The sequence below is a fragment of the Nocardia wallacei genome, from assembly GCF_029869545.1.
Classification (GTDB): Bacteria; Actinomycetota; Actinomycetes; order Mycobacteriales; family Mycobacteriaceae; genus Nocardia; species Nocardia wallacei_A.
The window spans coordinates 48,363-73,131 of the sequence record NZ_JARWQD010000320.1; the positions used below are offsets into that span (position 1 = coordinate 48,363).

At 70.4% G+C, this 24,769-nt stretch carries 26 protein-coding genes; 21 read left to right on the top strand and 5 right to left on the bottom strand.

Annotated elements, in window-relative coordinates; translation table 11 throughout:
* The first annotated feature begins 3 nt into the window (after window positions 1-3).
* From QH290_RS29355 to QH290_RS29380, 6 genes are read left to right on the top strand one after another with little or no spacing between them, the layout of a single operon-like run.
* Window positions 4-870: a carbohydrate ABC transporter permease gene (locus QH290_RS29355; protein ID WP_068018930.1), complete on the top strand. Its 867-nt coding sequence runs from the start codon at window positions 4-6 to the stop codon at window positions 868-870.
* Complete coding sequence (locus tag QH290_RS29360) at window positions 870-2,090, top strand: ABC transporter ATP-binding protein (RefSeq protein ID WP_280267133.1); 1,221 nt, start codon at window positions 870-872, stop codon at window positions 2,088-2,090. The genes QH290_RS29355 and QH290_RS29360 overlap by 1 nt, the downstream gene beginning before the upstream one ends.
* Window positions 2,087-3,235 (top strand): ABC transporter ATP-binding protein, encoded by a 1,149-nt coding sequence (locus QH290_RS29365; RefSeq protein WP_280267134.1) that lies wholly within the window; start codon window positions 2,087-2,089, stop codon window positions 3,233-3,235. Before QH290_RS29360 ends, QH290_RS29365 begins: the two co-directional genes overlap by 4 nt.
* Before the next feature lie 10 nt (window positions 3,236-3,245).
* Window positions 3,246-5,345, top strand: coding sequence for a dihydroxyacetone kinase family protein (locus QH290_RS29370; protein ID WP_280267135.1), 2,100 nt, complete (start codon window positions 3,246-3,248; stop codon window positions 5,343-5,345).
* Window positions 5,342-5,803: a ribose-5-phosphate isomerase gene (locus QH290_RS29375; protein WP_280267136.1), complete on the top strand. Its 462-nt coding sequence runs from the start codon at window positions 5,342-5,344 to the stop codon at window positions 5,801-5,803. Before QH290_RS29370 ends, QH290_RS29375 begins: the two co-directional genes overlap by 4 nt.
* Window positions 5,804-5,820: 17 nt before the next feature.
* Window positions 5,821-6,507 carry a GOLPH3/VPS74 family protein gene (locus QH290_RS29380; RefSeq protein WP_280267137.1) on the top strand — a complete coding sequence of 229 codons (687 nt, stop codon included), beginning with the start codon at window positions 5,821-5,823 and terminating at the stop codon, window positions 6,505-6,507.
* Window positions 6,508-6,528: 21 nt separating this feature from the next.
* Here QH290_RS29380 and QH290_RS29385 read toward each other — a convergent pair whose 3' ends face one another.
* Together QH290_RS29385 and QH290_RS29390 are read right to left on the bottom strand one after the other, a co-directional pair.
* A complete protein-coding gene (locus QH290_RS29385; protein WP_280267138.1) occupies window positions 6,529-7,446 on the bottom strand; it encodes an NADP-dependent oxidoreductase in 918 nt (305 codons plus the stop codon).
* A 114-nt stretch (window positions 7,447-7,560) separates the two neighbouring features.
* Window positions 7,561-10,890: an ATP-binding protein gene (locus tag QH290_RS29390; RefSeq protein WP_280386413.1), complete on the bottom strand. Its 3,330-nt coding sequence runs from the start codon at window positions 10,888-10,890 to the stop codon at window positions 7,561-7,563.
* Window positions 10,891-11,012: 122 nt separating this feature from the next.
* Between QH290_RS29390 and QH290_RS29395 the strand changes: the two genes are divergently transcribed.
* From QH290_RS29395 to QH290_RS29405, 3 genes are all read left to right on the top strand, one after another.
* Window positions 11,013-11,654 carry a hemerythrin domain-containing protein gene (locus QH290_RS29395; RefSeq protein WP_280267140.1) on the top strand — a complete coding sequence of 214 codons (642 nt, stop codon included), beginning with the start codon at window positions 11,013-11,015 and terminating at the stop codon, window positions 11,652-11,654.
* A 32-nt stretch (window positions 11,655-11,686) separates the two neighbouring features.
* Window positions 11,687-12,064, top strand: a complete 378-nt coding sequence (locus QH290_RS29400) for a DUF4267 domain-containing protein (RefSeq protein WP_280386414.1) — start codon at window positions 11,687-11,689, stop codon at window positions 12,062-12,064.
* Window positions 12,065-12,191: 127 nt separating this feature from the next.
* The gene (locus tag QH290_RS29405) at window positions 12,192-12,623 is read left to right on the top strand and encodes a pyridoxamine 5'-phosphate oxidase family protein (protein WP_280267142.1); all 432 of its coding nucleotides are present in this window, start codon (window positions 12,192-12,194) and stop codon (window positions 12,621-12,623) included.
* Here QH290_RS29405 and QH290_RS29410 read toward each other — a convergent pair.
* Window positions 12,605-13,498 carry an NAD(P)H-binding protein gene (locus QH290_RS29410; protein WP_280386416.1) on the bottom strand — a complete coding sequence of 298 codons (894 nt, stop codon included), beginning with the start codon at window positions 13,496-13,498 and terminating at the stop codon, window positions 12,605-12,607. The genes QH290_RS29405 and QH290_RS29410 overlap by 19 nt on opposite strands.
* 68 nt (window positions 13,499-13,566) lie before the next feature.
* Between QH290_RS29410 and QH290_RS29415 the strand changes: the two genes are divergently transcribed.
* Window positions 13,567-14,391 carry a LysR family transcriptional regulator gene (locus QH290_RS29415; protein ID WP_280386418.1) on the top strand — a complete coding sequence of 275 codons (825 nt, stop codon included), beginning with the start codon at window positions 13,567-13,569 and terminating at the stop codon, window positions 14,389-14,391.
* Here QH290_RS29415 and QH290_RS29420 read toward each other — a convergent pair.
* Window positions 14,381-15,037, bottom strand: coding sequence for a cytochrome P450 (locus QH290_RS29420; RefSeq protein ID WP_280267146.1), 657 nt, complete (start codon window positions 15,035-15,037; stop codon window positions 14,381-14,383). The two genes, QH290_RS29415 and QH290_RS29420, sit on opposite strands and share 11 nt — an antisense overlap.
* Window positions 15,038-15,072: 35 nt before the next feature.
* On the opposite strand from QH290_RS29420, the gene QH290_RS29425 reads away from it, so the two are divergent.
* The 7 genes from QH290_RS29425 to QH290_RS29455 all read left to right on the top strand — a co-directional run bounded on the left by QH290_RS29425 (window position 15,073) and on the right by QH290_RS29455 (window position 21,364).
* Window positions 15,073-15,552, top strand: coding sequence for a GbsR/MarR family transcriptional regulator (locus QH290_RS29425; protein ID WP_280386420.1), 480 nt, complete (start codon window positions 15,073-15,075; stop codon window positions 15,550-15,552).
* A 184-nt stretch (window positions 15,553-15,736) separates the two neighbouring features.
* Window positions 15,737-16,066: an RsbRD N-terminal domain-containing protein gene (locus tag QH290_RS29430; RefSeq protein ID WP_280267148.1), complete on the top strand. Its 330-nt coding sequence runs from the start codon at window positions 15,737-15,739 to the stop codon at window positions 16,064-16,066.
* A 92-nt stretch (window positions 16,067-16,158) separates the two neighbouring features.
* A complete protein-coding gene (locus tag QH290_RS29435) occupies window positions 16,159-17,154 on the top strand; it encodes an alpha/beta hydrolase (protein ID WP_280267149.1) in 996 nt (331 codons plus the stop codon).
* 2 nt (window positions 17,155-17,156) lie between these two features.
* Window positions 17,157-18,062 carry an SDR family NAD(P)-dependent oxidoreductase gene (locus tag QH290_RS29440; RefSeq protein WP_280267150.1) on the top strand — a complete coding sequence of 302 codons (906 nt, stop codon included), beginning with the start codon at window positions 17,157-17,159 and terminating at the stop codon, window positions 18,060-18,062.
* Between the two features lies 1 nt (window position 18,063).
* On the top strand, window positions 18,064-18,984 hold the full coding sequence (locus QH290_RS29445) for a ferritin-like domain-containing protein (protein ID WP_280386422.1): 921 nt from the start codon (window positions 18,064-18,066) through the stop codon (window positions 18,982-18,984).
* A complete protein-coding gene (locus QH290_RS29450; protein WP_280386423.1) occupies window positions 18,981-20,501 on the top strand; it encodes a flavin-containing monooxygenase in 1,521 nt (506 codons plus the stop codon). The genes QH290_RS29445 and QH290_RS29450 overlap by 4 nt, the downstream gene beginning before the upstream one ends.
* A gap of 104 nt (window positions 20,502-20,605) precedes the next feature.
* Window positions 20,606-21,364, top strand: a complete 759-nt coding sequence (locus tag QH290_RS29455) for a MerR family transcriptional regulator (protein WP_280267153.1) — start codon at window positions 20,606-20,608, stop codon at window positions 21,362-21,364.
* 18 nt (window positions 21,365-21,382) lie between these two features.
* On the opposite strand, the gene QH290_RS29460 is transcribed toward QH290_RS29455, so the two are convergent.
* Window positions 21,383-21,598 carry a hypothetical protein gene (locus tag QH290_RS29460; protein ID WP_280267154.1) on the bottom strand — a complete coding sequence of 72 codons (216 nt, stop codon included), beginning with the start codon at window positions 21,596-21,598 and terminating at the stop codon, window positions 21,383-21,385.
* A 291-nt stretch (window positions 21,599-21,889) separates the two neighbouring features.
* Between QH290_RS29460 and QH290_RS29465 the strand changes: the two genes are divergently transcribed.
* The 4 genes from QH290_RS29465 to QH290_RS29480 are packed head-to-tail and all read left to right on the top strand — an operon-like array spanning window position 21,890 to window position 24,735.
* A complete protein-coding gene (locus tag QH290_RS29465; protein ID WP_280386425.1) occupies window positions 21,890-23,326 on the top strand; it encodes a sensor histidine kinase in 1,437 nt (478 codons plus the stop codon).
* Complete coding sequence (locus QH290_RS29470; protein ID WP_280267158.1) at window positions 23,323-23,733, top strand: roadblock/LC7 domain-containing protein; 411 nt, start codon at window positions 23,323-23,325, stop codon at window positions 23,731-23,733. The genes QH290_RS29465 and QH290_RS29470 overlap by 4 nt, the downstream gene beginning before the upstream one ends.
* Window positions 23,730-24,137, top strand: a complete 408-nt coding sequence (locus tag QH290_RS29475; RefSeq protein ID WP_280267159.1) for a DUF742 domain-containing protein — start codon at window positions 23,730-23,732, stop codon at window positions 24,135-24,137. The genes QH290_RS29470 and QH290_RS29475 overlap by 4 nt, the downstream gene beginning before the upstream one ends.
* Window positions 24,138-24,189: 52 nt before the next feature.
* Complete coding sequence (locus tag QH290_RS29480) at window positions 24,190-24,735, top strand: GTP-binding protein (RefSeq protein ID WP_425303665.1); 546 nt, start codon at window positions 24,190-24,192, stop codon at window positions 24,733-24,735.
* Window positions 24,736-24,769: the final 34 nt, after the last annotated feature.

Below are 24,769 nucleotides of genomic sequence, written 5' to 3' on the forward strand. Positions count from 1 at the left end.
CTCATGGCATCGGAACTTCTTCCCGGACAACGGCGGTTCACCCCAGCATCGGTGGGTGCCGATCTGGTGTTGCTCGGCTGGTTCGTCTTCTCGCTGTTCCCCATCGTGTGGATGGTGTTGCTGGCGTTGAAGACTCCCGCGCAGCAGACGACCACCTACTTCCGGTTCAGTCCCACGCTGGAGAACTTCGGGACGGTGCTCAGTCAGCGCGGCACCGACCTGACCAGTGTCGACTTCAAGGCGGCGCTGCTGACTAGCCTGCTCAATTGCGGTGGCGCCGTGCTGGTTTCGCTGGCCATCGGCATACCTGCGGCCTATGCGGCCGGGCGGTGGCAGTATCGCGGATCCAACGACCTCATGTTCACCATGCTGTCGTTCCGGTTCGCGCCGGAGCTGATGGTGATCGTGCCGCTGTTCGTCATCTACAACCAGATCGGGCTGTTCGACACCAAGGTCGGCATGATCTGGGTGCTGCAACTGGTGACCATGCCGCTGGTGGTGTGGATCCTGCGGTCCTACTTCCAGGACCTGCCCGAGGATCTGGAGCAGGCGGCCCTGCTGGACGGCTATACCCGGCGGCGGGCCTTCGTGATGGTGGCGCTGCCGCTGGTGCGGCCGGGGATAGCGGCCGCGGCGCTGCTGGCGTTCATCTTCGCGTGGAACAACTACGTGTTCCCGCTCATACTGGCCGACAGCAACGCCAGCACGGTCACCGTGGCGATCACGAAATTCCTCGGCGGCGGGGGCCAGGCGTACTACAACCTCACCGCCGCGGCGGCGGTGATCGCGGCGCTGCCGCCGCTGATCGTGGCGCTGACGATTCAGCGCTACCTGGTGCGCGGCCTGTCGTTCGGGGCGGTGAAATCCTGATGGCACACCTCACGCTCGACGGACTGACCAAGCGCTATGGCAAAACCGTAGGGATCGACGGCATTTCGCTCGATATCGCCGACGGCGAGTTCTTCGTGATCCTCGGCCCGTCCGGAGCGGGCAAGACCACCACGCTGAAGTCGATCGCCGGACTGATCGATGTCGACGGCGGTTCGGTGCGCATCGGCGGTACCGATATGACGAATGTCGAGCCGTATCACCGGAATGTGGCGATGGCGTTCGAGAGCTACGCGCTGTATCCGCAGCAGACGGTGGCGCAGAATCTGGCGTCGCCGCTGCGGTCGGGCCGCACGGGCAGGTACTCCGAGGCGGAGCGGCGCGAGCGGGTCGACACGGTGACACGGACACTCGGAATCGACCACCTGCACAAGCGTTTTCCGCGTGAGCTCTCCAACGGACAGCGGCAGCGGGTGGCGCTGGGCCGGGTGCTGATCCGGCCCGCGGATGTCTATCTGCTCGACGAACCGCTGTCGCACCTGGACGCCAAGCTGCGCGCCGCGATGCGGGCGGAGCTGCGCGAGCTCGGACGGATGTCGAATACGACGACGGTGTATGTCACGCACGACTATCAGGAGGCGCTGGCGCTGGGTGACCGGATCGCCATCCTGCGGGAGGGCCGGGTGGTGCAGGTCGATACGCCGGAGGCGATCTGGCGGCGGCCCGTCGACACATTCGTCGCGCGGGCCCTGGGGCAGCCGGAGATGAATCTCGTGGACGCGGTCGTGGACAACGGGCGACTCGTGGTGCCCGGCACCGGATTCGGCGTTGCGGTGCCGTCCGGGGTCGAGATCGCGGGCGGCCGTGCGCGAGTGGGTGTGCGGCCGTGCGATGTGACCGTGGCGGCGGGCGGCGGCCGCCCCGGTGTCGTCGCGGTGCAGGGACGAATCACCTTGGCGGAGCGGCTGGGTCGCAATGTCGAGGTGTCGGTGGACGTGGGTGGGGTCTCGCTGATCGCGCTGTCCCCGGGTGGCCCGCACATCCGCGAAGGCGCCGAGGTCACGCTGACGATTCCGCCCGCCGATGTGCATATCTTCGCGGCCGGTGAGCGCGGTGGGGACAGCCTGCGGCTCGGTGCCGCGGGTGGGCTCGCGACGACTGCCGGTGGGGTCGCCGAACCCTCGGCAGGCCATGGCGGACCTGGGGCGAGCAACGGCCGCCCGCACGGTGCGTCCGCGGCGAAATCGGAGGAGGAACAGTGACATCCAGTGCGGTAGCGGTTCCCGAAAGCGACTCTGGCGCAGGCCGATCGGTGGCGCAGCGGTTGACACTGCAGCGGCTCACCAAGACCTATTCCGCGCGTGGGCGCGAGAGCTTCCGAGCCGTCAAGGGCATCGACCTCGATATCGAACCCGGGGAACTGGTCGCCCTGCTCGGGCCCTCCGGGTGCGGGAAGACGACCACGCTGCGGATGATCGCCGGGCTCGAGACGGTGACCGGCGGCGAGATCCGCATCGGCGATCGCACCATCACCCATCTGCCCGCCGGAAAACGCGGTGTCGGTGTGGGATTCGAGAGTTATGCGCTGTATCCGCCGCTGTCGATCCGGGAGAATCTCGCCTACGGGCTGAAGGCTCGCAAGGTCGCCGGGGCCGATCGCCTGGTCGCCGAGATCGCGCGGCGGCTGGAACTGGAGGGCCTGCTCGACCTGCGCCCGGCGGGGTTGTCCAGCGGGCAGAAGCAGCGCGTGGCGCTGGCCCGGGCGCTGGTCCGCAACCCACCGGTGCTGCTGCTGGACGAACCGCTGTCACACCTGGACGCGTCGGCGCGCCAGCGAGTACGGCGCGAATTGAAGGTGCTACAGCGCGAATTCGGCTACACCACCATCGTCGTCACCCACGATCAGGTGGAGGCGCTGAGCCTGGCCGACCGGCTCGCGGTGATGGACGGCGGGATCATCCAGCAGTTCGGCACGCCCGACGAGGTATTCGACGATCCGGCCAATCTCTTCGTCGCCGGATTCGTCGGGGAGCCGCAGATCAACATCGTCGACGGTGTGATCGAGCAGGGTGCTGCCGGGGCGGCGGTCCGGATCGGCAGTGCCGCACTGCCTGTGGCGGCGACTTCGGTCTCCGGCGGGCAGCGGGTGCGGGCCGGGATCCGGCCACAGGACGCGCGGCTCGGGGCCGGATCGGCCGGGAGTGGCGAATTGTCCTGCACCGTACGCTATTTCGAGCATCTGATGGAGTTCGGCCGGACCGCCGTGGAGGTGCCCGGCGTGGAGGAGCCGGTGCTGGTGGAGACACCGGCCCACGAGCGCTACGAGCCGTCGCGGCCGGTGGCGTTGTCCGCGCCGCCCGAGCGCGTCTACCTGTTCGATCCGGAATCCGGAAACCGACTGCGATAGAGGACATCTCATGACGTGGCTGTACAACGATCCGGCGGCGTTCACCGAGGACATGCTGACCGGATTCCTCGACGCCAACGCCGGATACGTCACGGGCGTGCCCGGTGGTGTCGTGCGCTCGGCGCCGCCGCGGGCCGGGAAGGTCGCGGTGATCGTGGGCGGTGGCTCGGGGCACTACCCGGCGTTCTGCGGGGTGGTGGGTCCCGGATTCGCCGACGGAGCCGTGGTCGGGAACATCTTCACCTCACCCTCGGCGGCGGACGCGGCCTCGGTCGCCCGCGCCGCACACGCTGGCGCGGGCGTTCTGCTCACCACCGGGAACTACGCGGGGGATGTGATGAACTTCGGCCTCGCGGTCGAACAACTGGCGGCCGAGGGCATCGCGGCGCGATACTTCGCGGTCACCGACGACATCGCCAGCGCGCCCGCCGGTGAGGAGAGCCGCAGGCGCGGAATCGCCGGTGATTTCACGGTTTTCAAATGCGCGAGCGCGGCGGCCGAGGAGGGCTACGACCTCGACGGCGTGGCACGGGTGGCGGCGCTGGCCAACGACCACACCCGCACCCTCGGCGTCGCCTTCGACGGGTGCACGCTGCCCGGAGCGGGGGCGCCGCTGTTCACCGTCGAGGCGGGCACCATGGGCCTCGGGCTCGGTATCCACGGGGAGCCGGGGGTGGCCTCGCACGAGCTGCCGACCGCCGCAGAGCTGGGTGAACTGCTCGTATCGGGGGTGCTGCGGGAACGGCCGACCAACGCCGGAACGCGAATCGCGGTGATACTCAACGGACTCGGTCGCACGAAGTACGAGGAGCTGTTCGTCGTGTGGGGCACGGTCGCGCCGCTGCTGCGCGCCGCGGGCTACACCGTCGTCCGCCCCGAGGTGGGGGAGCTGGTGACCAGCCTCGACATGGCCGGATGCTCGCTCACCGTCATGTGGCTCGACGACGAGCTGGAGCGGCTGTGGACCGCCCCCGCCGACACCCCGGCCTTCCGGCGGGGGAGCCTGGGGGACAGGCAACGGGGTTCCGGCCGAACGGATGCCGAATTGTCGGGGCCGTCCGGGTCGACCGGCGGTCATACAGGCGCCGAAACGACCAACGCGGTGCGCGTCGACGGGGCGAGTGCCGGAGCGATCGTCGGCACCGGGCGGGAGCGCGGTGCGGTCGCGGCAGGTGCACGACAGGCGACCGCAGCCGGTAATTCGGTTGCGGCACAGCATGGTACGCGGGGCGTCGGTACCGAGGGATCCGCGGGCGCGGTGATCGTGGCCGAGGATGCGCGGGAATGTGGTGCCGCCATCGCCCGGGCGCTGCGTGTCGTCGCGGCGGAAATGGTTGTGGCAGAGGAGGAGCTGGGCCGCATCGACGCGGTGGCGGGCGATGGTGACCATGGGCGCGGGATGGTCCGTGGCACGTCGGCCGCGAGTGCCGCGGCCGATGCGGCGGTGGCGCGGGGCGCGGGACCGCAGGGCGTGCTGCGGGCCGCCGGGGAAGCCTGGGCCGCGCAGGCCGGTGGCACCTCCGGAGTGCTCTGGGGCGCGGCCCTGGTGGCGCTGGGTGACCGGCTCGGCGATACCGGGACCCCCACCGCCGCGGACATCGTTGCGGCACTGCGCGCGGCGTGCGACGCCCTCGTTCGCCTCGGCAAGGCGCAACCCGGCGACAAGACCATGCTCGACGCCCTGCTGCCGTTCCTCGAGGCCCTGGAACGCGGCGAAAGCTGGCACGCCGCAGCGAATGTCGCGCAAGAGGCGGCGCACGCCACCGCCTCCCTGCGGCCCCGAATCGGCCGCGCCCGCCCCTTGGCCGAACGCAGCCTCGGAAGCCCCGACGCGGGCGCGGTCTCCCTGTCCCTGTGCATACGGAGGGCCCTCGACGCCTTCGAATCCGATCCATCCGAAAGCGGCGCGGCGCGGCCGTCTGCCACCGAACCCGGTGCGACGCACGCCGATAACGCCGAGCCCCGTACGGCCCGGGCGGGTGCTGCCGAGGCGGGCGCGGACGAAACCGCAACGGCGGTAGCCGAAGCCGCCGCGGAATCTCGTGCCGCGGCGGTTGACGTGACCGGAACCGCTGTCGAATCCCGTGCCGCGGAAGGGGTGCGCCGATGAGCGGAGGATTGCGAATCGTTGTCGGTTGCGACGACGCCGGTCTCGATTACAAGACGGCGATCAAGGCCGATCTGGAGGCCGACGGGCGGGTTGCGGAAGTGTTGGACGTCGGCGTCGACGACGGTGAGCACACCGCGTATCCGCACGTGGCGGTGACCGCGGCCCGGATGGTCGCCGAGGGCCGGGCCGACCGCGCGCTGCTGGTCTGCGGCACCGGGCTCGGCGTCGCCATCAGCGCGAACAAGGTCCCGGGCATTCGCGCCGTCACCGCCCACGACAGCTTCTCGGTGGAGCGATCGGTGCTCAGCAACAACGCCCAGGTGCTGTGTTTCGGCCAGCGTGTCGTCGGCCTGGAACTGGCCCGCCGCCTCGCCAAGGAATGGCTCGGCTACCGCTTCGACCCCGAATCGGCCTCGGCCGCGAAGGTCGCCGCCATCGGGAGGTACGAGGACGGCTGAGCGGTAGGCTCGGCGGGATGACGGTTGCCGAGGACTTTCTCCTGCTCGCCTACAACGACACCGGCAGGTCGCGCGTGGACGGCACCAAGCTGAAGGCGGCGCTGGCGGGGGCGGCCATCCTGGAGCTGACCCTCGACGGGGCGCTGCGCCTGGCCGAAGCGGGCGAGCCGAACCAGAAGAAGGGCCGTCTGGTCGCCACCGGCGTGACACCGGCGGACCCGCGGCTGGCCGAACTCGTCGCGGTGGCCGACGGCCGCAAGCCCAAGGACGCCGTCGGCAAGGTCGCCGGATTCAGCGCCTGGCGCAGCCGGTCCCGGGACCTGCGCGAGGCGCTGCTGCGCGACCTCGTCGACGCCGGACAGGTCGGCGAGTCGCCGACGAAGGTGCTGGGCCTGTTCCCGCTGACGCTGTGGAAGCCGAATCCCGCGGGCGCGCAGGGGCGTATCCGCGAACGGGTCCGGTCGGCCGTCGTCGAGGGCGCCGAACCCGACGACCGCACGGCGGCATTGGTGTCGATCCTGCACGCCGTCGACCTGCTCCCGAAACTGTTCCCGGACACCGACAAGCGCGCCGTGAAGCGCCGCGGCAAGACGATCAGCGAAGGCAACTGGGGCGGCGCGGCCGTCCGCAAAGCGGTCCAGGAGGTGCAGGCCGTCACCGTCGCCGTAATCACCACCACCGTAGCCACCTCCGGCGGCAGCTGACGCCGGAGGTGACCGAGTCGGTCAAGGCTGGAGCACGTAGCGACCGCGCGTTCCACCCTCGGACATGGCCCGATGGGCGACCGCGGCCTGGGCCAACGGCATGACGGCATGCACTCGAGTCGGCAACCGGCCGGATGCGGCGCGGATCAGCAACTGCCCCAATCGAGGACCGTCCGACTGGACCATCAACACGTTCACGGTGATCCCGCGCTCGGCCGCGGGCACCATATTCGGCCGGACGCCGACGAAGACTCCGCCGTCACGGACGAGGGACAAGCCCCACACCTGTCGTGGCGTGGTGTCGACGAGCGCGTCCCAGCTCGGCTCGGCCGCCGTGACGAAGTCGGCGCCGAGACCGCGGACGAACTCCTCGTCCGCGGGCCGGGCCAGACCGGTCACCCGCCAGCCGCGGTCGGGTGCGAGCGAGACCACGTTGGCCCCGATCGCACCGGCAGCACCGGTCACCAGCAATCGGTTGCCGTCGGCGGGCGCGTCGCCGAGCAGATCGACGATCTGCGCCGCACTGCAGCCGGCGAGCGGCACGGTCGAGGCCGCGACCAGATCGAGCCCGTCGGGCACCACGGCGATATCGGCCGCGGGCACGACGAGTTGTTCGGCGTAGGTGCCGAAGTCGCGGTCGAAGCCGAGGACGACACCGGCAACCCGCGTTCCGACGACCAGGTCCACGCCCGGACCGGTGGCGCGCACGGTGCCGGCGAAGTCCCAGCCCAGACCCGTGTGCGAGGGCTGGTTGATCATGCCCAGCTCATGGAAGAAGCCGCTCACCACACCGAGATCGGTGGGGTTGACCGGCGCGGCCGCGACCGCGACGCAGACCTCGCCGGGGCCGGGCTCGGTGTGGGGGATGTCGACGATCTCGATCGAGTCGGGTCCGCCCGGTGTGCGGACGACGGCCGCCCGGAACGTGGGGGTGCTCATGTTCGGCTCCTGTATCAGGTCGGTTCTGATGAGCTCGAGACTGTTCCCCGGTGTTTGGAAGGCGCTTGGAGCCGACTTGGAGCACGTGCGATGCGCGATGACCCGATCCGGCATTCACAGTTGCCGTGGTGGCGAAATACGGCCGCCCAGAACACGATCGGCGCGTTCTCGGGCCTCCGCGGACCAGACGGGGGCGTTCCACCGATCGGCAATGTCGGCGGCCCGGGCGAAGTGCGCGGCCGCCGCCTCGGTGCGGCCCAGGAGGTGGGAGAGTTCGCCGAGCGTGTGCGCGACCGGGCGCAGGGCCAGCGACAGGCTCTCCGCGCCCGCCGGGGGGCCGTCGCGGTGCGGGAGCAGGTCGGTGTAGATCTCCTCGGCCGCCTCGCGGTCGCTCGAGGCGACGACCACCATCGCGCGCAGGCTCGTCAGGAAGGTGAAGAAGAAGTCGGGCCGGATCGGGCTCGGTGCGGTGCGGGCCCGGCGGGCCTCGTCGCTGCGTCCGGCGGCGTGGAGGGCGAGCGCGAGCAGGTCGGCGACCATAGGGCCGAGGGTCGCGTGGAGGGCGCGCACGTCGTCCAGGTGGTCGCCGAGCGTACCGGCGTTGACCCAGGTCGCCGCCAGCGCGAGGCGGAGAAAGCCCGCGGCGTGCACCGATCCCGCGTGTCCCATGCGTTCGGTGGCCTCGGCGTAGCGGCGCTCGGCCTCGGCGAACCGTCCCTCGATGAGCACCAGCGTGGCCAGCGCGATTTCCGCGGCGCCGATCGCCTCCGGCATCCGGTAGGCGCGGGCGAGATCGAGCGCCTCGCAGGCCACGCGGTGCACGGTCGTCGGATCATTGTCCGCGGCGGCGTTCGCGGCCTGGCTGAGCAGCCCTGTCACGCGGTAGACGGGCAGGTCGTGCGCGATGCCGATCTCCACCAGCTCGCGGGAGTACTCCTCCCGCCCGGATTCACGCGCGAGGACCAGCAGCGCCGCAGCCCGGAAATGGGGATCGATGGCGAGGTCGAGCGCTTCCCGCGCCGCCGCCATGACCGTCGGATCGCCCTCGCCCACCAACTCGTGGGCGTAGGCGACAAGCAGGTGGGCCCGCACGTCGGGGTCCAGGTCGGTGCGCTCGAGCAAATGGACGAGGCGGTCGACGATGGGCTGATCCACCGTGCCGTACTTGCGGGCCTGCCAGGGGGTGGGCTCGGTCCAGGCGGTGAACGCGGCGATCATCAGATCCTCGCGCCCGGTCGATTCGGCGTACTCCACGGCCCGCTCGCGCGTGTCCCTGGCCGCGGCGAAGACCCCCGCCCTGACCTGCGCGCGCAGCAGCCTGCCGAGCAGGCCGACGCGCTCGTCCGGTTCGGTGGCGTTGGCGACGGCGTCGGCGAGCAGCGCGGCCGCCACGTCGTGGGCATAGCGCGCCTCCGCCAGTTCGGCGGCCCGCACACAGTAGCCGACGGCCTTCGGCGATCCTGCTCGCGCGTAGTGATGGGCGAGGGTGGTGACATCGCCCGCGGTGTCTTCCAGGGCCGCGGCGATCCGGGCGTGCATCCGGGTGGTCCGCACCCGGCTGACGTCGGTCACCAGCGTGTCTCTGACCAGCGCGTGAACGAATCGGACGCGCCCGGGCCCGGGCTCGTCGAGCAATCCGGCGATGACGCCCGCGTCCAGCGCGTCCAGCACGCCGTCCTCGTCGGTGTCGGCGGCCCGGACGAGTACGTCCACCGAGCTCTCCTGGCCGGCCACCGCCGCCAGCCGCAGGACGGACACGGCGCTCTCCGGGAGCCGGGCGAGCCTGCGCCGCAGCACATCCCGGACACCGTCGGGGACCTCGGAGAGCGCGACCAATGCGCCCTCTCCGCTGAGCAGTCGCGCACTCTCCCGCACGTAGAAGGGGTTGCCGCCGGTCCGTGCGGCGATGCCGGCCACGGTCGTATCGTCGGCCGCGCACTCGCCGCGCACCAGCTCGGCGACGGCGTCGACCGGCAGCCCGGGCAGGTCCAGCCGCAGCGGCGCGAGGCGGGCGAGAGAGCCGAGGGTGTCGGTGAGCCGCTCGCTCTCGTCCGCGCGGTACGCCGCGACGATCAGGATCGGGGCCCGCACACCGACGCAGGCGCCGAGCAGTTCCAGTGTCGTGCCGTCCGCCCGGTGCAGATCATCGAGCATCATCACGATCGGCCGCTGAGCGGCTGCCGCGGTGAGCCAGTTCCACAGGGCCAGGCGCAGCCGGAATCGTCCGGTCGCCGGGTCGCCGCCACAATCGCCGGATTCGCAGAGCAGCGGCGCCAGATCGGCGGCCCGCTCGCCCGGCGGGCAACTCGCCGCCACGACCTGTAAGGCCTCGACCCACGCCCACGCGGGCGGCGCGCCGTCCAGCTCGGGACAGCGCCCGGCGGCCACGAGCCACCCGTCCTGTTCGAGCCGCGCACCGAGGTGCTCCAGCAGTGTCGACTTGCCGAGCCCGGCCTCCCCGATGACAAGCGCGACCCGCACCCCGTCGGCGACGGCCTCCCCGGCGGCCACCATCAGCGCCGCGAGCTCGCCCGCCCTGCCCACGAACGCGCGGGGCGGAGTGTTCGGCGGTTCGGTGGCCCGGAGGTGCGACACTTCCGAGTCCGATAGCGCGCCAGGCGGTTCCGCGACGGTCTGCGTCGTGGTGGTGTGTGCTGGTTCCACGGGGGGCAGCGGAACGGCGGCGCGGAGGATGTCTGTGCGCTGGGCGAGGATCGCGTCCTCCAAGTCCACTAGGCTGGGGCCCGGGTCGAGCCCCAGCTCGTCGGCAAAGGTGGCGCGGGCGCGGCGGAGTGCGACCAGGGAGTCGGCTTGTCGGCCGCTGCCCCACAACGCGAGTGCGAGCAGGCGCCACCCTTCCTCGCGCAGCGGCTCATCACGGGTGAGGCCCTCGGCCTCGGGGACCACCGCGCCGGGGTCGCCGAGGCGCAGTCCCGCCGCGATGCGCAGTTCGCGGGCGAGCACCCGCAATTCGTCGAGCCGCGCGATTTCGGCGGCCGCCCACGGCTCGTCGGAGAACTCGGCGAACGCCGGTCCCCGCCACAGCGCCAGCGCCGCACCCAGTCGGGCGCGGACGGCGCCGGGATCGGTGAGCGAATGCGCCTCATCGAGCAGCTGCTCGAACTGCCACGCGTCCACCGCTTCCGACGGCAGCCGCAGTGCGTAGCCGGGTGATGCGCTGACCAGCAGCCGGGCCGGGGTGCGCGGGGCGCGACCGGGTTCCAGCAGCCGACGCAGGTTGGACACGTAGGCCTGCAACGACGCGACAGCGCGGCCGGGCGGTTCACCCCGCCACAGGTCATCGATCAGCCGATCGACCGATACGACCCGACCGCGAGAAGCCACGAGCAGGGCCAGCACCCCGCGCTGCCGCGGGCCTCCGAGCGGAACGGGCTCGCCGCCGTTCTCAGCCGCGAACGAACCCAAAACCCGGACCATCACCATGACTCGGCCGATCGTACGCGCGCGGGCCGCGATCGGTGTTCCAAGCCGCCTCCAAACGCTCTCCAAGACCCCGAGCGCAGCCTCGGTGCGTCGAACGTATGAAACCCGAAGGGACACAGCAGATGAGCATCGACACCCGAGAGATGGAGATCATCCATCGCGGGCTCCGCCGCGAGTCGCGGCTGCTGATCCGGCTCGTGGCGGCCGTCGCGCCGGGCGACACCGCCCGCGCCGCGGTGATCGCCGGGCACTTCCGCATCTACCGGCTGGGCATGAAGAACCACCATGAGGGGGAGGACGAGCTGCTGTGGCCGCCGCTGCTGGCCCGCGTCGATCTCGGGACGGATGTCGTCCTGCGGATGCAGGCGCAGCACGAGCGCGTCGCCGCGACGCTGACCAGGCTGGACGCCGCGGTGTCGACGTGGGAGGTCACCGCCGGAGCCGACGAGCGCGACACACTGGTGGCCGCGCTCACCGATCACCGGGCAGTCCTGCTGGAACACCTCGACGATGAGGAGGCCACGCTGCTGCCGCTCGTTGCCGAGTACATCACCGACGCGGAATGGGCCGCATTGGGCGAGCATCAAGTGGCGAATACGCCCACATTCACTTTGCTCACCCTCTTCGGCGTCGTCCTCGAGGACGCGAACCGGGCCGAGCGCGCCACGCTCCTCGGCGGTCTCCCCGTGCCGGTACGCGTCATCTGGCACGTCATCGGCCGCGCCCGCTACGCCCGCCACATCCGCCGCGTCCGTGCGGCCTGAGCCCGCTACCCGATCGAACAAAGGAACTCGCCGTGCAAACAATCATCGGCAACGCACTCGCCGCTGTCGTCGGCATCTTGGTCGTCTTCATGGGATCGAGCTTCTTCTGGGCTCCACAGGTCGCGGCCGCCTTCGGTATTCCTCACGCTCCGGTGCAGGACCCCGCCTTCCGCGCCTGGGGGCGCGTCAAGGGCATTCGTGACATGGCCTGCGGGGCAGGCATATTCATTCTGCTCGCCGTCGGCACATCGCCAGCGCTCGGCGGGCTCATGGTTGCCCTGGCTCTCATCCCGATCGGTGACACGGCGATCGTGCTCCACAGCAAAGGCCCCAGGTCGACTGCCTACGGAGTGCACGCCACCAGCGCGGCCGCGACCCTGACCCCCGCAATTCTACTGCTGACCGCCTAGAAAGGCGCAAGGGCCGGATCCCCGCACCCCGTACACGTTCTCGCACCCGCTGCATGGCCTTGTAGGCGGTGCGGGAACGAACAAGGGGTGCGGGAACAAGGCCGCCGCCCGGCACGTTCGGACTGATATGCCGAAATCCTTTACGGAGGCCGAACGTCAGGAGTTCCTCGCGGGCAAGCGCATCGGCGTGCTGTCGGTCGCGGCGAACGACGGACGCCCGCCCGCGACCGTTCCGATCTGGTACGACTACACGCCCGGCGGCGATATCCGGATCAACACCGGCACCGGGCGCCGCAAGGCCCGGCTCATCCAGGAGGCGGGGGTGGTGACGCTGACGGTCCAGCGCGAGGAGCTGCCGTATCAGTACGTCATCGTCGAGGGCACCGTCGTCGACGCGACCACCCCTTCGCCCAAGGAGGTGCGGGAGGCCATCGCCGCCCGCTACCTCGGTCCCGAAGGCGGGCGCGCCTTCGCCGACAGCATGGACGGCACCCAGTCCGTCCTGTTCACCATTCGCCCCGATCGCTGGTTCTCCCAGGACTATTCGGGCGATCTCTGACCGCTCACGGCCGGGGCGAGAACCTCCGCGCACCACTCGCGGAAGGTCGTCGGGCTCGCGGTCTGCGGAGTCCGGGGCACCGCGTCGTCGAGGCCGTTGTCCTTGGCGCGCATCATGTCCACGTAACCCTGCACCAGCGCCGCCCCGGTGCCGCGCGCGGCGAGCGCGGCGCCGAACTCGTCGAGTGTCTGCCGTTGATAGCGGACCGGGCGCCCCAGCACGTTGGACATGGTGTGCGCCAAGTCGTTCGGCGACAGATCCTCCGGGCCCAGGACCGCGGCCTCGCCCGTCCCGGTCCACGAGCGGTCCAGCAGCAGGCGGGCCGCGGCCGCGGCGATATCGCGCGTGGCGACGAGGGGCGCCCGGCGGTCGGCGGCCCCGGTGCCGGTGAAGACGCCGTCGTCGCGGATCGAAACCGCTTGCCACAGTAGGTTGTCCATGAATGTCGGATTGGCGAGCGCGCGGTAGGCCACGCCGGTGCTCGCGATGAGGTCGTCCATCGCCAGCGAGGCGGTGACCAGGCCCGCGCGGTCGGCGACGGGCGTCCCGCGGCCGAGCGCCGAGACGCCGACGACGTGGTCGATTCCGTGCACCGTGAACGCCTTCGCGGCGGCGCGGGTGAACTCGGAGTACGTGTCACTCAGGCTCGGCGCGGGCGGCGGCAGCCAGAAGACGGCGTTCGCGCCGGTGAAGGCTCGATCGACGGTGTCGGGGTCGCCGTGGGAGCCGACGACGACGTCGACGCGGTCGCGCACCGCGGCGGGGAGCTTGGCGGGGTCGCGGACTATGACGCGCAGCGGTTCCGGTGTCTCGCCGAGCAGGAGGTCCAGCAGTCGGCCGCCGATCTGGCCGGTGGGGGTCGTGATGACGATCATGCTTCGAGTCTTGTGGCCCTGACCTGCGAAGGTCCAATACCCTTCCCGTCGATTGATACCTTGGGGGTATGGATCTCGATCTGCGCAAGCTGCGCTATTTCGTTGCCGTGGCCGAGCAGCGGCATTTCGGCCGGGCGGCGGAGCGGCTCTATATCGCGCAGCCGGTGCTCAGCCGTCAGATCAGGGCCTTCGAGCAGGAGCTGGGGTGCGCGCTGCTGGTGCGGACCACCCGCAGCGTGGAATTGACCGCCGCCGGACAGCGGCTCTACGAGGAAGCGCGAGGGATTCTCGACTCCGTCGACGCGGCGCTGCGGCGGGTGCGCGACGCCGACCAGGACGTCCGGCGGCTCGTGGTCGCGTTCTCGCCGGGATTGCCTGTGGCGGAGGCGATTCGGGCCTTCTCGGCGCTCCACCCCGGTGTCGAGACCGACGTGATCCCGGCGCGCTGGTGGGAGCAGGAGGCGCCGCTGCGCGACGGGCGCGCCGACGTCGGCTATCTGCGGCGGCCGTTCGAGGATGCGGGGCTGCGGACGATCCGGGTCGGCGACGAGCCGCGGGTCGCGTGCCTGCCCGCGACGCATCCGCTGGCCTGTCGCGCCGAGTTGACCTCGGCGGATCTCGGCGGGGAGCGCATGCTCGACGTGCCGACGCGACGGACCTCGTCGCTGGAGGAGAAGTTCGAGCTCATCGCGTCCGGGCGCGGCATCGCGCTGGTCCCGCTGAGTGTCGTGCGCTCCTACTCGCGCCCCGACCTCGTGCACCGCACCGTCACCGACGCGCCGCGGGCCGAGGCATGCCTGGCCGTGGCCGCGGACCGCCGCGAGAAGCTCCTGCGTGACTTCCTCGAGATCGCCACCGCCACCCTGACCGCCGGTATCCCGTCTACCAGCTGACCGGAACCCGCTGCGCCCCAAGCACCCCGAGCCCATCCGGCCCCATTCGAACCTCCTCCGCCGGTACCGCGAGCCGCAGGGTCGGAAACCGAGATATCAAGGCCGGTAACGCGATCCGCATTTCGATCCGGGCGAGATGCCGACCCGGGCACCGATGGATTCCGTACCCGAAACCGAGGTGTCCCACCGCATCACGCCGCAGGTCGAGACTGTCCGGGCCGTCGAACCGTGCCGGATCGCGATTGGCGGCCTGTAGCGAAAGCGCCACCGTCGCACCGGCTTCGATCACCTGCCCGGCCAGCTCGACATCCTCCAGGGCGGCCCGGGTGCAGGTGTGGGTGACGGTCAGGTACCGCATCAGTTCCTCGATCGCCGGATCGGCCAGCTCGGGATCGCCGCGCAGCGCGGCGAGCTGTTCCGGGTGGCACAGCAGTGCGAAGGTGCCGAGCGCCAGCATGCTCGCGGTGGTTTCGAAGCCGCCGATCAACAGCAGGACGGCGATTCCGGTGAGCTCGTCCGGCGCGAGATCGGTGCCGGTCAACTCGCTGAGCAGGTCGTCGGCCGGTCTCGCGCGCTTGGCGGCGATCAGCTGCCGCATGTATTCCCGGATATCCGTCAGCGCGGCGATGCCTTGCCGGAGCGGCACTTCCGGATCGTTCAGCTTTGTGACCAGGTTGGCTGATGCACGACGGCATGCCCCGGATGCAGGCCCGGGTCCTGACCTGCCTGCACCTCACCGACTCCGGCAGCCTCACCGCCGCCGAGTTGGTGGGTCGGCTCGAGGTGAGTGCGGCGTCGGTCTCCATGGCCGTTCGCGCTCTGGAGCGGCGGGATCTCGTTCGCCGGGAACGGGATTCGGTACGGCGCGACCGTTACTACATAGATGACGACACCTGGTATCGCACCACCTTGAACCTCGCCCGCGCTGCCGCGGAGAAAGTCGATGTGGTCCGCCGCGGTGCCGAGATCCTCGGCGTCACCACACCGGCGGGGGCTCGCCTGGACAATATCGGCCACTATCTCGACCACCTCGGCCGGCGCATGGTCGAGGTGGTCGAACGCTGGCGCGGACCCCAACCGGATGCGGAGGAGTCCCGGGGCTCGGGCGACAGCCGTCGCCGACTGTCGGATGGGGGAACGGGGGATCGGGGGGATTTGTGATTCGTGACAGGGGAGTGGGGTTGTGATTCGTCCCAATGGGGTAGCTGGACGTCGGTCTTATTACCCAAAGTTTGCTGGCCGGGTCGTGGTTGTCTCAGCACACACCTACCGTCGGCAGCGGCTCGACTTTCGGCGCGGTGACACCACAAACGGCGGCTTGTGTCCTTCGGGGAGGGCGAAAATCATGGATCGGAACGACACCTCGAGGGACCCGGGAACATTGATACAGATCGGACTGGAACTGGCGTTGGTGCTGCTCGACGCCTCCGATGCCGTGACCTCCGATCTGCTGGATCGCCTCGAGTACGCCGCCGCGGAATGCGCGCGCAGCGCGGTGCCGATCGAGACGGTGCTGCACGCCATCCACGAGAGCATCGCCGGGATGATCGAACAACTGGGCGGCGATCCCGGCCGGGCGGACCGGCCGGTCGACGCCTCCGCCGTGGTGCGGGTCCTCGACGTGCTCACCTCGACGGTCTCCCGCGGCTACGTGCACGAACTCCGGCGGGGCTAGGTCCGCCCGGCGATCATTTCGGCCCCTTCGTGAAATCTTCGCGATATTTCTGCCATTGACAAATGGCACATGCCGGACTGATGCTTGGCGGCATGACGAAGACGAGGTCAACGGCGACCGTCTCGGCAGTGCCGGATTCACCGTCGTTGCAGGCCCGCATCGCGGCCGCGACATCGGTGGTCGGTCTGCGGCAGCTCAACGCGCTGCTGCCGCGGAACCGGGCGGGCATCTGGGCCGGGCGCGGGCTGATCGCCGCCATCATGGCCGCATTCGGCCCGCCGCCGCCGGGCACGCACGTGACGCGCGTGCGCTCGGGCGGGGTCCGCGGTGAATGGGTCCGGGCGCCCGGGGTCGAACAGGGCGAGCGCGCAATCTATTTCATCCACGGCAGCGGCTACGTGGTCTGCTCGGCGCGCACCCATCGGGGCCTGGCCGCACGATTGTCGCGCGACACCGGGCTGCCGGTATTCCTCATCGACTACCGCCTGGCGCCCGAACATCGCTTCCCGGCCGCCGCCGCGGATGTCGAGGCGGGCTACCGCTGGCTGCTGACGCACGGCTACCGGCCCGAGAACCTGGTGATCGGGGGCGACTCCGCGGGCGGGCACCTGGCCCTCGATCTGCTGCTGGAGAATCTGCGATCCGCGACCTCGCAGCCCGCCGGTGTCTTCATGTTCTCCCCGCTGCTGGACCTGTCGCTGACCCTGGCCGAACGGGAGGACCGGCGGCGACCCGACCCCATGGCCCCGGCGTGGGTCGGCCGCCGCCTCGTCGCGCTGTACACCGAGGGGCAGCCGGAGGACTCGCCGCGGCTGCGGCTGACGATCCCGCCCGGCGCGGCCCTGCCGCCGCTGTTCGTGCAGGCGAGCGCGGAGGAGATGCTGTCCGGCGACGCCCGGCAGCTGCGGAAGATGGCCGAGGCGGCGGGCGCGCGGTGTGAACTCGAGCTGTGGCCCGGCCGGATTCACGTCTTCCAGGCCCTGCCGCTGCTGGTGCCCGAGGCCCACGCCGCGTTGCGCCACACCGCCGAGTTCGTCGAACAGGCACTCGCGCAGGCGGATTCGACGACACGGGAGCGAGCGAGCTGACCATGGGAATACTCGACGACATCGGACTCGCGCTGGGCGGGCCGCGCCGCTCGCACGGTGCGCGCGCCATCGTGACCGGTGCGGGCAGCGGAATCGGGCGCGCCTTCGCCCTCGAGCTGGCCGCCCGCGGCGGCGAGGTGGTGTGCGCGGATATCGACAAGGACCGCGCCGACGACACCGTCCGCCTGATCGATCGCACCCACGGCCGGCGGGCGCACGCGGTGTTCTGCGACGTGTCGCGGCGCGAAGACGTGGAAAGCCTCGCGCTGCACGCCGAGCTGATCTTCGGCGGCCCACCCACCCTGGTGATCAACAACGCCGGAGTGGGCATCGGCGGAAAACCGGTGGGGGAGATCGGATTCGACGACTGGCAGTGGGCGCTGGGCATCAATCTGTGGGGTGTGGTGCACGGCTGCGAGCTGTTCGCGCCGCAACTGCGGGCCGCGGGCGGGGGCGGCATCATCAACGTCGCCTCCGCCGCCGGATTCACCGCCGCGCCCACCATGGGCCCCTACAACGTCTCCAAGGCCGGGGTGATGTCGCTGTCGGAGACGATGGCCGCCGAGTTGTCCGGCAGCGGCGTCGCGGTCACCGTGCTCTGCCCGACGTTCGTGCGGACCAATGTGGCGCGCGACGGCCGGATCACCGCGACCTCGATGCGCCTGGCCGAAAACCTGATGCGCTGGACGGGTTTCACGCCCGAGCGCGTCGCCCGGATGACCCTCGACGCCCACGATCGCGGGCGGCTGTATGTGCTCCCGCAGCTCGACGCCGCGGTCATCTGGCACCTCAAGCGGCACTTCCCCGCCCTCTACACCCGTGGTCTCGGCGTTCTGAATCGGCTACTGCCGCAGGAGAATCCGGCGAGCCCGGCGGCGGACGCCGCCACCGAGAAGACAGGAGTCTGACATGTCCTTCGACTTCGAGAGCATGCTGGCCAAGATCAAGGGCCGCCAGTGGGCCCTGGCCGATATCGACTGGGACGCACCGGGTGCCGAACTCATCGAGCCCGAGTTGCACGCCAAGCTGAAGCCGTTCATGGCGGATCTGATGTGGATCGAGAACGTCGGCGCCCGGGGCTTCGCGGCCATGGCGAAGAAGGCGCCCACCGATACGCTGAAGGAGATCTACCGCTACTTCCACGCCGAGGAGCAGCGCCACGCCAACGCCGAACTGGCCCTGATGCGCCGCTGGGGCATGCTCGAGGGCGACGCGATCCCGGAGCCGAACATCAACGTCAAGCTGGTGATCGACTTCCTGGACAAGCATTCCGACGAGATGTCGCTGTCGTTCCTGGGCACCGTGATCCCGATGCTCGAGGTGGCGCTGGACGGCGCGCTGATCAAGTTCATCACCGACGAGATCGCCGATCCGGTCGCGCAGGAGGTGTTCAAGAAGATCAACGCCGACGAATCCCGGCATCTGGCCACCGATTACGCGGTCATGGAGCTGCTCGGGCACGCCACGGCCCGCAAGCTGTTCATCGATCTGGTCGGCGGCTGGGTGAAGCCGTCGTTCCTCGTCGGCGTGCTCAGCTACGTGCCGCTGCTGAACAAGATGCGCGACAACATCGTCGAGATGGGCGTCGACGAGGAGAAGCTGTACGCCGCGATGCGCCGGTTCAAGGCCGTCGGCGAGCGCACGCCGACCGCCAACCGGGTGCCGATGTACCGGATCGTGAAGATGCACAGCAACTGGGTGATCAACCGGGGCCACCCCTACCACCTGTTCGCCGACGCTATGGTGAAGCTGACCGCGCGCGTACCCGACCGCTTCCTGGGGCCACAGCCGACGTGGTCGAAGGAACTGACCTACGAGCCGGTCGCGTGAGCGCCGCGAACAAGCCGCTGGACGTGGCGATCATCGGCGCCGGGTTCGCCGGGATCGGCGCCGCGATCCGGTTGCGGCAGAAGGGAATCGGAAACTACGTGCTGTTCGAGCGCGGGGATCGGGTCGGCGGCACCTGGCGCGACAACACCTATCCCGGTGCGGCGTGCGATATTCCGTCGCGGCTGTACTCCTACAGCTTCGCGCCGAATCCGGAGTGGTCCGAGACCTATTCCGGCAGCGCGGAAATCCTCGGCTACATCGAATCGATGGTCGACGAGTTCGGGATCCGCCCGCGAATCCGGTTCGGCCACACCGTGACCGGGCTGGTCTACGACGAGGCGAACGGCTGGTGGGAGATCGCGTTCGCCGGTCGCCGCCGCACGGTCGTGGCGCGCACCGTCGTGCTCGCCGCCGGACCGCTGGCCAATGCCGGATTCCCGGACATCCCCGGTATCGACGACTACGAGGGCCACAAGATCCACAGTGCCCGATGGGATCACGACTACGACTTCGCGGGCAAGAAGGTGGCCGTGGTCGGCACCGGCGCCAGCGCGGTGCAGATCATTCCCGAACTGGTCCGCCGCGCCGAATCGGTGAAGGTGTACCAGCGCACGCCCGGCTGGGTGCTGCCGCGCGTGAACCGCCGCACCAGTCCCGTCACCCGGCAGCTGTACCGCCAGGTGCCGATCACCCAGCGGCTGGCCCGGCAGGCCTGGTTCTGGGGGCACGAGTCGGTGGCGCTCGGGGTGGTGTGGAATACGCCGCTGACCCGGGTGGTCGAATCGGTCGCGACGCTGCATCTGCGCAGCCAGGTGCGCGATCCGTGGCTGCGCCGCCAGCTGACGCCCGACTTCCGGGCGGGCTGCAAGCGGTTGTTGCTGAGCAGCGACTACTACCCCGCGCTGCAGCGCGAGAACTGCACCCTGGTGACGTGGCCGATCGCCCGCATCGCCCCGGGGGGGATCCGCACCGCCGAGGGCATCGAGCATCGCGCCGACTGCATCGTGTTCGCCACCGGCTTCGACGTGTCCAAGCAGGGCACCCCGATCCCGGTGACGGGGCGCGACGGCCGACGCCTCGGCGACGAATGGGCGAGTGGCGCTTACGCGTACAAGAGCGTCGCCGTGTCCGGCTACCCGAATCTGTTCCTGACCTTCGGGCCGAACTCGGGCCCCGGGCACAACTCGGCGCTGGTCTATATGGAGGCGCAGATCGACTACCTCACCGAGGCGATCGGGCTGATCCTCGACCGCGGGCTGCGGTCGCTCGAGGTGCGCCGCGATCGGCAGGACCGCTACAACCGGCGGCTGCAGCGGCGGCTGTCGGCCACCACGTGGAACTCCGGCTGCCGCAGCTGGTATCTGACCGAGGACGGATTCAACCCGACCATGTATCCGGGTTTCGGCACCCAGTACACGCGGCAGCTGTCCCGCGTGGACCCGGACGATTTCGTCCTGACACCGGGTGCCGCCGACGGCGTCTCGGCCGAGGCCCGGATCGCCGCCTCGCTCGGCTGACCGCCCGCGAGCCGAACTCCTCCGGCCGGTGCCGCTGGACTAATGTTCTCCGGGGCGCGGTACCGGCGCCGGGGATCACAGGGGAAAGGACGGGCGAGGCGACGATGACGGAATACCGTATCGACGATCTCGCCCGTGCCGCCGGGACCACCAGCCGCAATGTGCGCGCCTATCAGGAGCGCGGGTTGCTGCCGCCCCCGGTCCGGCGCATCGGCCGCGCGCTGATCTACGACGACTCGCACCTGGAGCGGCTGCAGATCATCGATGCGCTGCTGCAGCGCGGGTTCACCACCGCCCATATCGCCGATTTCATCACCAGCTGGGAGACCGGCAAGGATCTCAGCGAGGTCCTCGGGCTGCAGCGCGCGGTGACAGCGACCTGGGGGAAAGCGGAAGCGCCGGTGGAGGTTCCGCGCGAGCTGGTCGAGACCTTCCTCGGCGCGGACGCCGGCGATCCGGCCCTGCTCGATCGCCTGGCCGACCTGGATCTGCTTCGCCTGCACGAGGATACGGTGGAATTCACCGAACCCCAGCTGCTGGAGATGTTCGCCGAACTGCACGGCTACGGTTTCGGCCTGCGCGGCGTGGCCGATCTGCACGCCACCGTGGTCGGCCATCTCGACGACATCGCGCACGAGATGGTGGCCGCCGCACGCAATCACATCGTCGAACGGCACGGCCCGGGCTGGCTGCCCGATACCGGCGAGGAGATCGCCGAGACCACCGCCATGATCAACCATCTGCGCGATCTCGGCGTCACGGCCGTGCATCGCAGCCTCGCGCGGGCGCTGGACCGGGTGCTGCACGACGAGTTGGGCGCCTACCTCGCCACCGCGGTCGGCCGGCGCGGCGAGCAGGGGTGAGCGGGCCGGGTCATCCGGTCATTGCTGAATATGCGGGGATCCGGACCACAGCTCGGCGTTGGGCAGATCGGCGAGCGTCTCGGTGACGTTGTCGTCGATGTGCACGTCGATGCCGTGGCGCGCGAGTTCGGTGGCGACGCGGGCCGCGACCGACGGGGAGGCGCGATAGTTGAGCACCGCACCGCCCTGCGGGAACCGCATCTGCACATGGACTGTGTCGGGTATTTCGGCCATTTGCCGCCACATCACCAGGTCGTCGTCGGAGGTTTGCGGTCTTGCGTTTGCACTATTGCGTCCAGCATCTTTCGAGCAAACTTCAGTGTAGCGGTCCGCCGACCCGGCGTCACGGTCTGTGCAGGGGTTTTCGTCCGGGCGTGGCGTGACCGGTCCGCTCGGGTGGCGGTCACGGGCCATGGCAGTTAAGCTCGTGCGCGAGTTTCGAAAGTGCCTGTCTACCTGGATCTTTGATGGCGTCCGGGTGGCGTGCGCTATTTCTCCTGTCGGTCGGGGCGTGAGGTGCGGGAGTTGGCGGACACGGTGAAGTCGGCTGGTGCGGAGTCCGGTGCGGGTCCGGATCGGACGGCGCGCTCCAGCTACTGGGCGCTGGCGGCCTGCGTGGTCGTCACCGCGGGTGCCGCGGTCGCCGCGGTACGCAGCGCGCCCGCGGAGTTCCGGATCCCGCTGGCCAGCGGCGTGGCCGTGGTGGCGGTGGTGCTGTGCGCCGCCGTGACCGCGGCGGTGTACTACCGCACGCAGGCCGGGCAGTACCGGGACGCGGCCGAGCGTGCGAGCGAGGCGAGTTCGGTCTCCGCCGCCGAGGCCGCGGCCCGGATCGCCGCCGCCGACGAGGCCGTCGCGCGGCACCAGCAGGACAAGCAGCGCAGCGAGGGCCGTCGCGCGGCCGCGCTGTCGGCCTTCGCCGGAGCCGCGGGCCGCATGCAGGCGATGACCACCGGCATGCTGGCCGAGCTGCGCGAGATGGAGCACCGGCACGCGGACTCCCGCGTCCTCGCCGACCTGCTGCAGCTCGATCACCGCACCGCCCAGGCCGGGCGGCTGGCCGACAGCATCGCCGTGCTCAGCGGCGCCCGCAGCGGCCGCCGGTGGGCCAAACCCATTGCCATGGAATCGATCCTGCGCGGCGCGATGGGCCGCGTGGCCGGATATCAGCGGGTGCGGCTGCGCGCCGTGGCGGGTGTCGGCGTGGCCGGACATGCCGCCGAGGGCGTCATGCACACGCTGGCGGAACTGCTGGACAACGCGTGCAACTTCTCCCCGCCCACCACCGAGGTGCACGTCTACGCCGCGGAGGTACCGGCCGGTGTGGTGATCACGATCGAGGACAGCGGCCTGGTGATGAGCGAATCGGCGCTGCGGCGCGCCGAGCGGGCCGTCTCCGGGGCCGATGCCGAAAGCCGTGGGGGAGTGGATCTTTCATCGCTGTCCGGGACCCGGCTCGGGCTGGCGGTCGTCGGGCACCTGGCGCGCAAGCACGGGCTCACGGTGTCCTACCGGCCGTCGGCCATCGGCGGCACCGCGGTGGTCGTGATCGTGCCCCGCGATCTGATCACGCGGGCGGACCGGGTCGACCGGAGTGCGGATCGGGCCGCCGGTCCGCCCGCCTCGATCACCACGCCCGCCACCGAGACCCGCGAACTGCCGGTGGCGGTGTCGGACAGCGTGGCCGACGACACGGCGGGGCGGCATCGCGACGCGCCCGCGATCATGGAGTCGCGACTGCCGAAACGGCGACGGGGCAGCACCCTGGCCGCCGTCCATCCCGAGGGCGTGCCGACGGCCAACGGCGCGGCGCAGGCCGCCGCGCCCGCCACGGGCATACCGACCGCGTCGGCGATGGCCGCGTTCCAGCGTGCCGTCACCGGACGCGACACCGAGGCCGAGCGCCCCGCGACCGCCGGAACCGAAACCGCACCTGCTGGTGGAGTGGAGAACGACCGATGACAACATCCGCACCCGCGCAGCTGGGTTGGCTGCTCGAACAACTGCTGACCCGCACCCCGCAGACCCGCCATGCCCTGCTGCTGTCCAGCGACGGGCTGAAGATCTGCCACACCCAGGAGCTGACGGTCGACCGGGCCGATCAGCTGGCCGCCATCGCCGCGGGCATCCAGAGTCTCTCCCACGGTGCCTCCGTCGAATTCGGTTCGGGGCGTAGCGGTGTGCGGCAGTCGATGACCGAGTTCTACGGCGGCATCCTGTTCATCGTCGAGGCCGGGATGGGCGCGCACATCGCCGTCGTCGCCGCCGAGGACGCCGACGCCGGGCTCGTCGGGCACAACATGCGCGAGCTGGTGGAGCAGCTGGGCGAACATCTGGCGGCCGCGCCGCGCGGGCGGGGCACGCCATGACCGCGGGCGGGGGGAGCAGATCGGTCCGGGACGAGGACCCCGACCGGCTCTACACGCTGACCGGCGGTCGCAGCAAGCCGGATTCCGATGCGTTCGACCTGGTCACCCTCGTGGTCAGCGAATGCGATCCGACGCCGGGCATGCAGTCGGAACTGGTGGCCATTCTCGACATGTGCCGCGCCCCGACCGCCGTGGTCGAGATCGCCGCGGAACTGCGGCTGCCGGTCGGCATCACCACCGTGCTGCTGGCCGACCTGCTGCACGCGGGCCGCATCACGGTGCGTCACCCGCACCCCGGCACCACCGGAGGTTCCAGTGCGGCAGGCTATTGCGGTGAAGCATGGGTTTCGGTAACAGACACCGCCACGTTGGAGAAGGTGCTCGTTGGACTCCGTCAGCTTTGATCAGCCACCGGCCCGGGCCGACGCGCCGCTGGAGGGCACGGTCAATCGGGGGCTGAAGATCGTCATCGTCGGCGGGTTCGGCGTCGGGAAGACGACGATGGTCCGCTCGGTCAGCGAGATCCGCCCCCTCGACACCGAGGCCACGATGACGAATGTCGGTGTCGGCGTGGACGATCCGGCCGGTGCGCCGGACAAGTCGACGACCACCGTCGCCTTCGACTTCGGCCGCATCACCCTCGACGCCGAGAACGTGCTGTACCTGTTCGGCGCGCCGGGTCAGGAGCGGTTCTGGTTCCTGTGGGACCGCCTGTTCGCCGGCGCCCTGGGCGCCATCGTGCTGGTCGACCCGCACCGCATCGCCGACTGCTGGTACGCCATCGACCGGCTGGAGCATCAGGGCACCCGATTCGTGGTGGCGTGCAACGACTTCGGTGGCGAGCCGCTGCACCCGGCGGAGATCCGCGAGGCGCTGGATCTGGATCCGCACGTGCCGCTGCTCGACTGCGACGCGCGCTCGCGCGCCTCGTGCAAGCGGGTGCTGATCACCCTGGTCGAACACCTCTACGCCGCCGCCCGCATACCGGAGACCGCGTCATGAGCACACCCCGCCTCGATCCCGACGGCGCCGCCCG

Coding starts and splice junctions, on each gene's coding strand:
- QH290_RS29430 (WP_280267148.1), top strand. CDS start 15,737: ATGGATCGGAACGACACCTCGAGGGACCCGGGAACATTGATACAGATC.
- QH290_RS29470 (WP_280267158.1), top strand. CDS start 23,323: ATGACAACATCCGCACCCGCGCAGCTGGGTTGGCTGCTCGAACAACTG.
- QH290_RS29445 (WP_280386422.1), top strand. CDS start 18,064: ATGTCCTTCGACTTCGAGAGCATGCTGGCCAAGATCAAGGGCCGCCAG.
- QH290_RS29425 (WP_280386420.1), top strand. CDS start 15,073: ATGCACGACGGCATGCCCCGGATGCAGGCCCGGGTCCTGACCTGCCTG.
- QH290_RS29435 (WP_280267149.1), top strand. CDS start 16,159: ATGACGAAGACGAGGTCAACGGCGACCGTCTCGGCAGTGCCGGATTCA.
- QH290_RS29460 (WP_280267154.1), bottom strand. CDS start 21,598: ATGGCCGAAATACCCGACACAGTCCATGTGCAGATGCGGTTCCCGCAG.
- QH290_RS29440 (WP_280267150.1), top strand. CDS start 17,157: ATGGGAATACTCGACGACATCGGACTCGCGCTGGGCGGGCCGCGCCGC.
- QH290_RS29355 (WP_068018930.1), top strand. CDS start 4: ATGGCATCGGAACTTCTTCCCGGACAACGGCGGTTCACCCCAGCATCG.
- QH290_RS29360 (WP_280267133.1), top strand. CDS start 870: ATGGCACACCTCACGCTCGACGGACTGACCAAGCGCTATGGCAAAACC.
- QH290_RS29415 (WP_280386418.1), top strand. CDS start 13,567: ATGGATCTCGATCTGCGCAAGCTGCGCTATTTCGTTGCCGTGGCCGAG.
- QH290_RS29390 (WP_280386413.1), bottom strand. CDS start 10,890: ATGGTGATGGTCCGGGTTTTGGGTTCGTTCGCGGCTGAGAACGGCGGC.
- QH290_RS29370 (WP_280267135.1), top strand. CDS start 3,246: ATGACGTGGCTGTACAACGATCCGGCGGCGTTCACCGAGGACATGCTG.
- QH290_RS29475 (WP_280267159.1), top strand. CDS start 23,730: ATGACCGCGGGCGGGGGGAGCAGATCGGTCCGGGACGAGGACCCCGAC.
- QH290_RS29375 (WP_280267136.1), top strand. CDS start 5,342: ATGAGCGGAGGATTGCGAATCGTTGTCGGTTGCGACGACGCCGGTCTC.
- QH290_RS29405 (WP_280267142.1), top strand. CDS start 12,192: ATGCCGAAATCCTTTACGGAGGCCGAACGTCAGGAGTTCCTCGCGGGC.
- QH290_RS29395 (WP_280267140.1), top strand. CDS start 11,013: ATGAGCATCGACACCCGAGAGATGGAGATCATCCATCGCGGGCTCCGC.
- QH290_RS29385 (WP_280267138.1), bottom strand. CDS start 7,446: ATGAGCACCCCCACGTTCCGGGCGGCCGTCGTCCGCACACCGGGCGGA.
- QH290_RS29410 (WP_280386416.1), bottom strand. CDS start 13,498: ATGATCGTCATCACGACCCCCACCGGCCAGATCGGCGGCCGACTGCTG.
- QH290_RS29455 (WP_280267153.1), top strand. CDS start 20,606: ATGACGGAATACCGTATCGACGATCTCGCCCGTGCCGCCGGGACCACC.
- QH290_RS29380 (WP_280267137.1), top strand. CDS start 5,821: ATGACGGTTGCCGAGGACTTTCTCCTGCTCGCCTACAACGACACCGGC.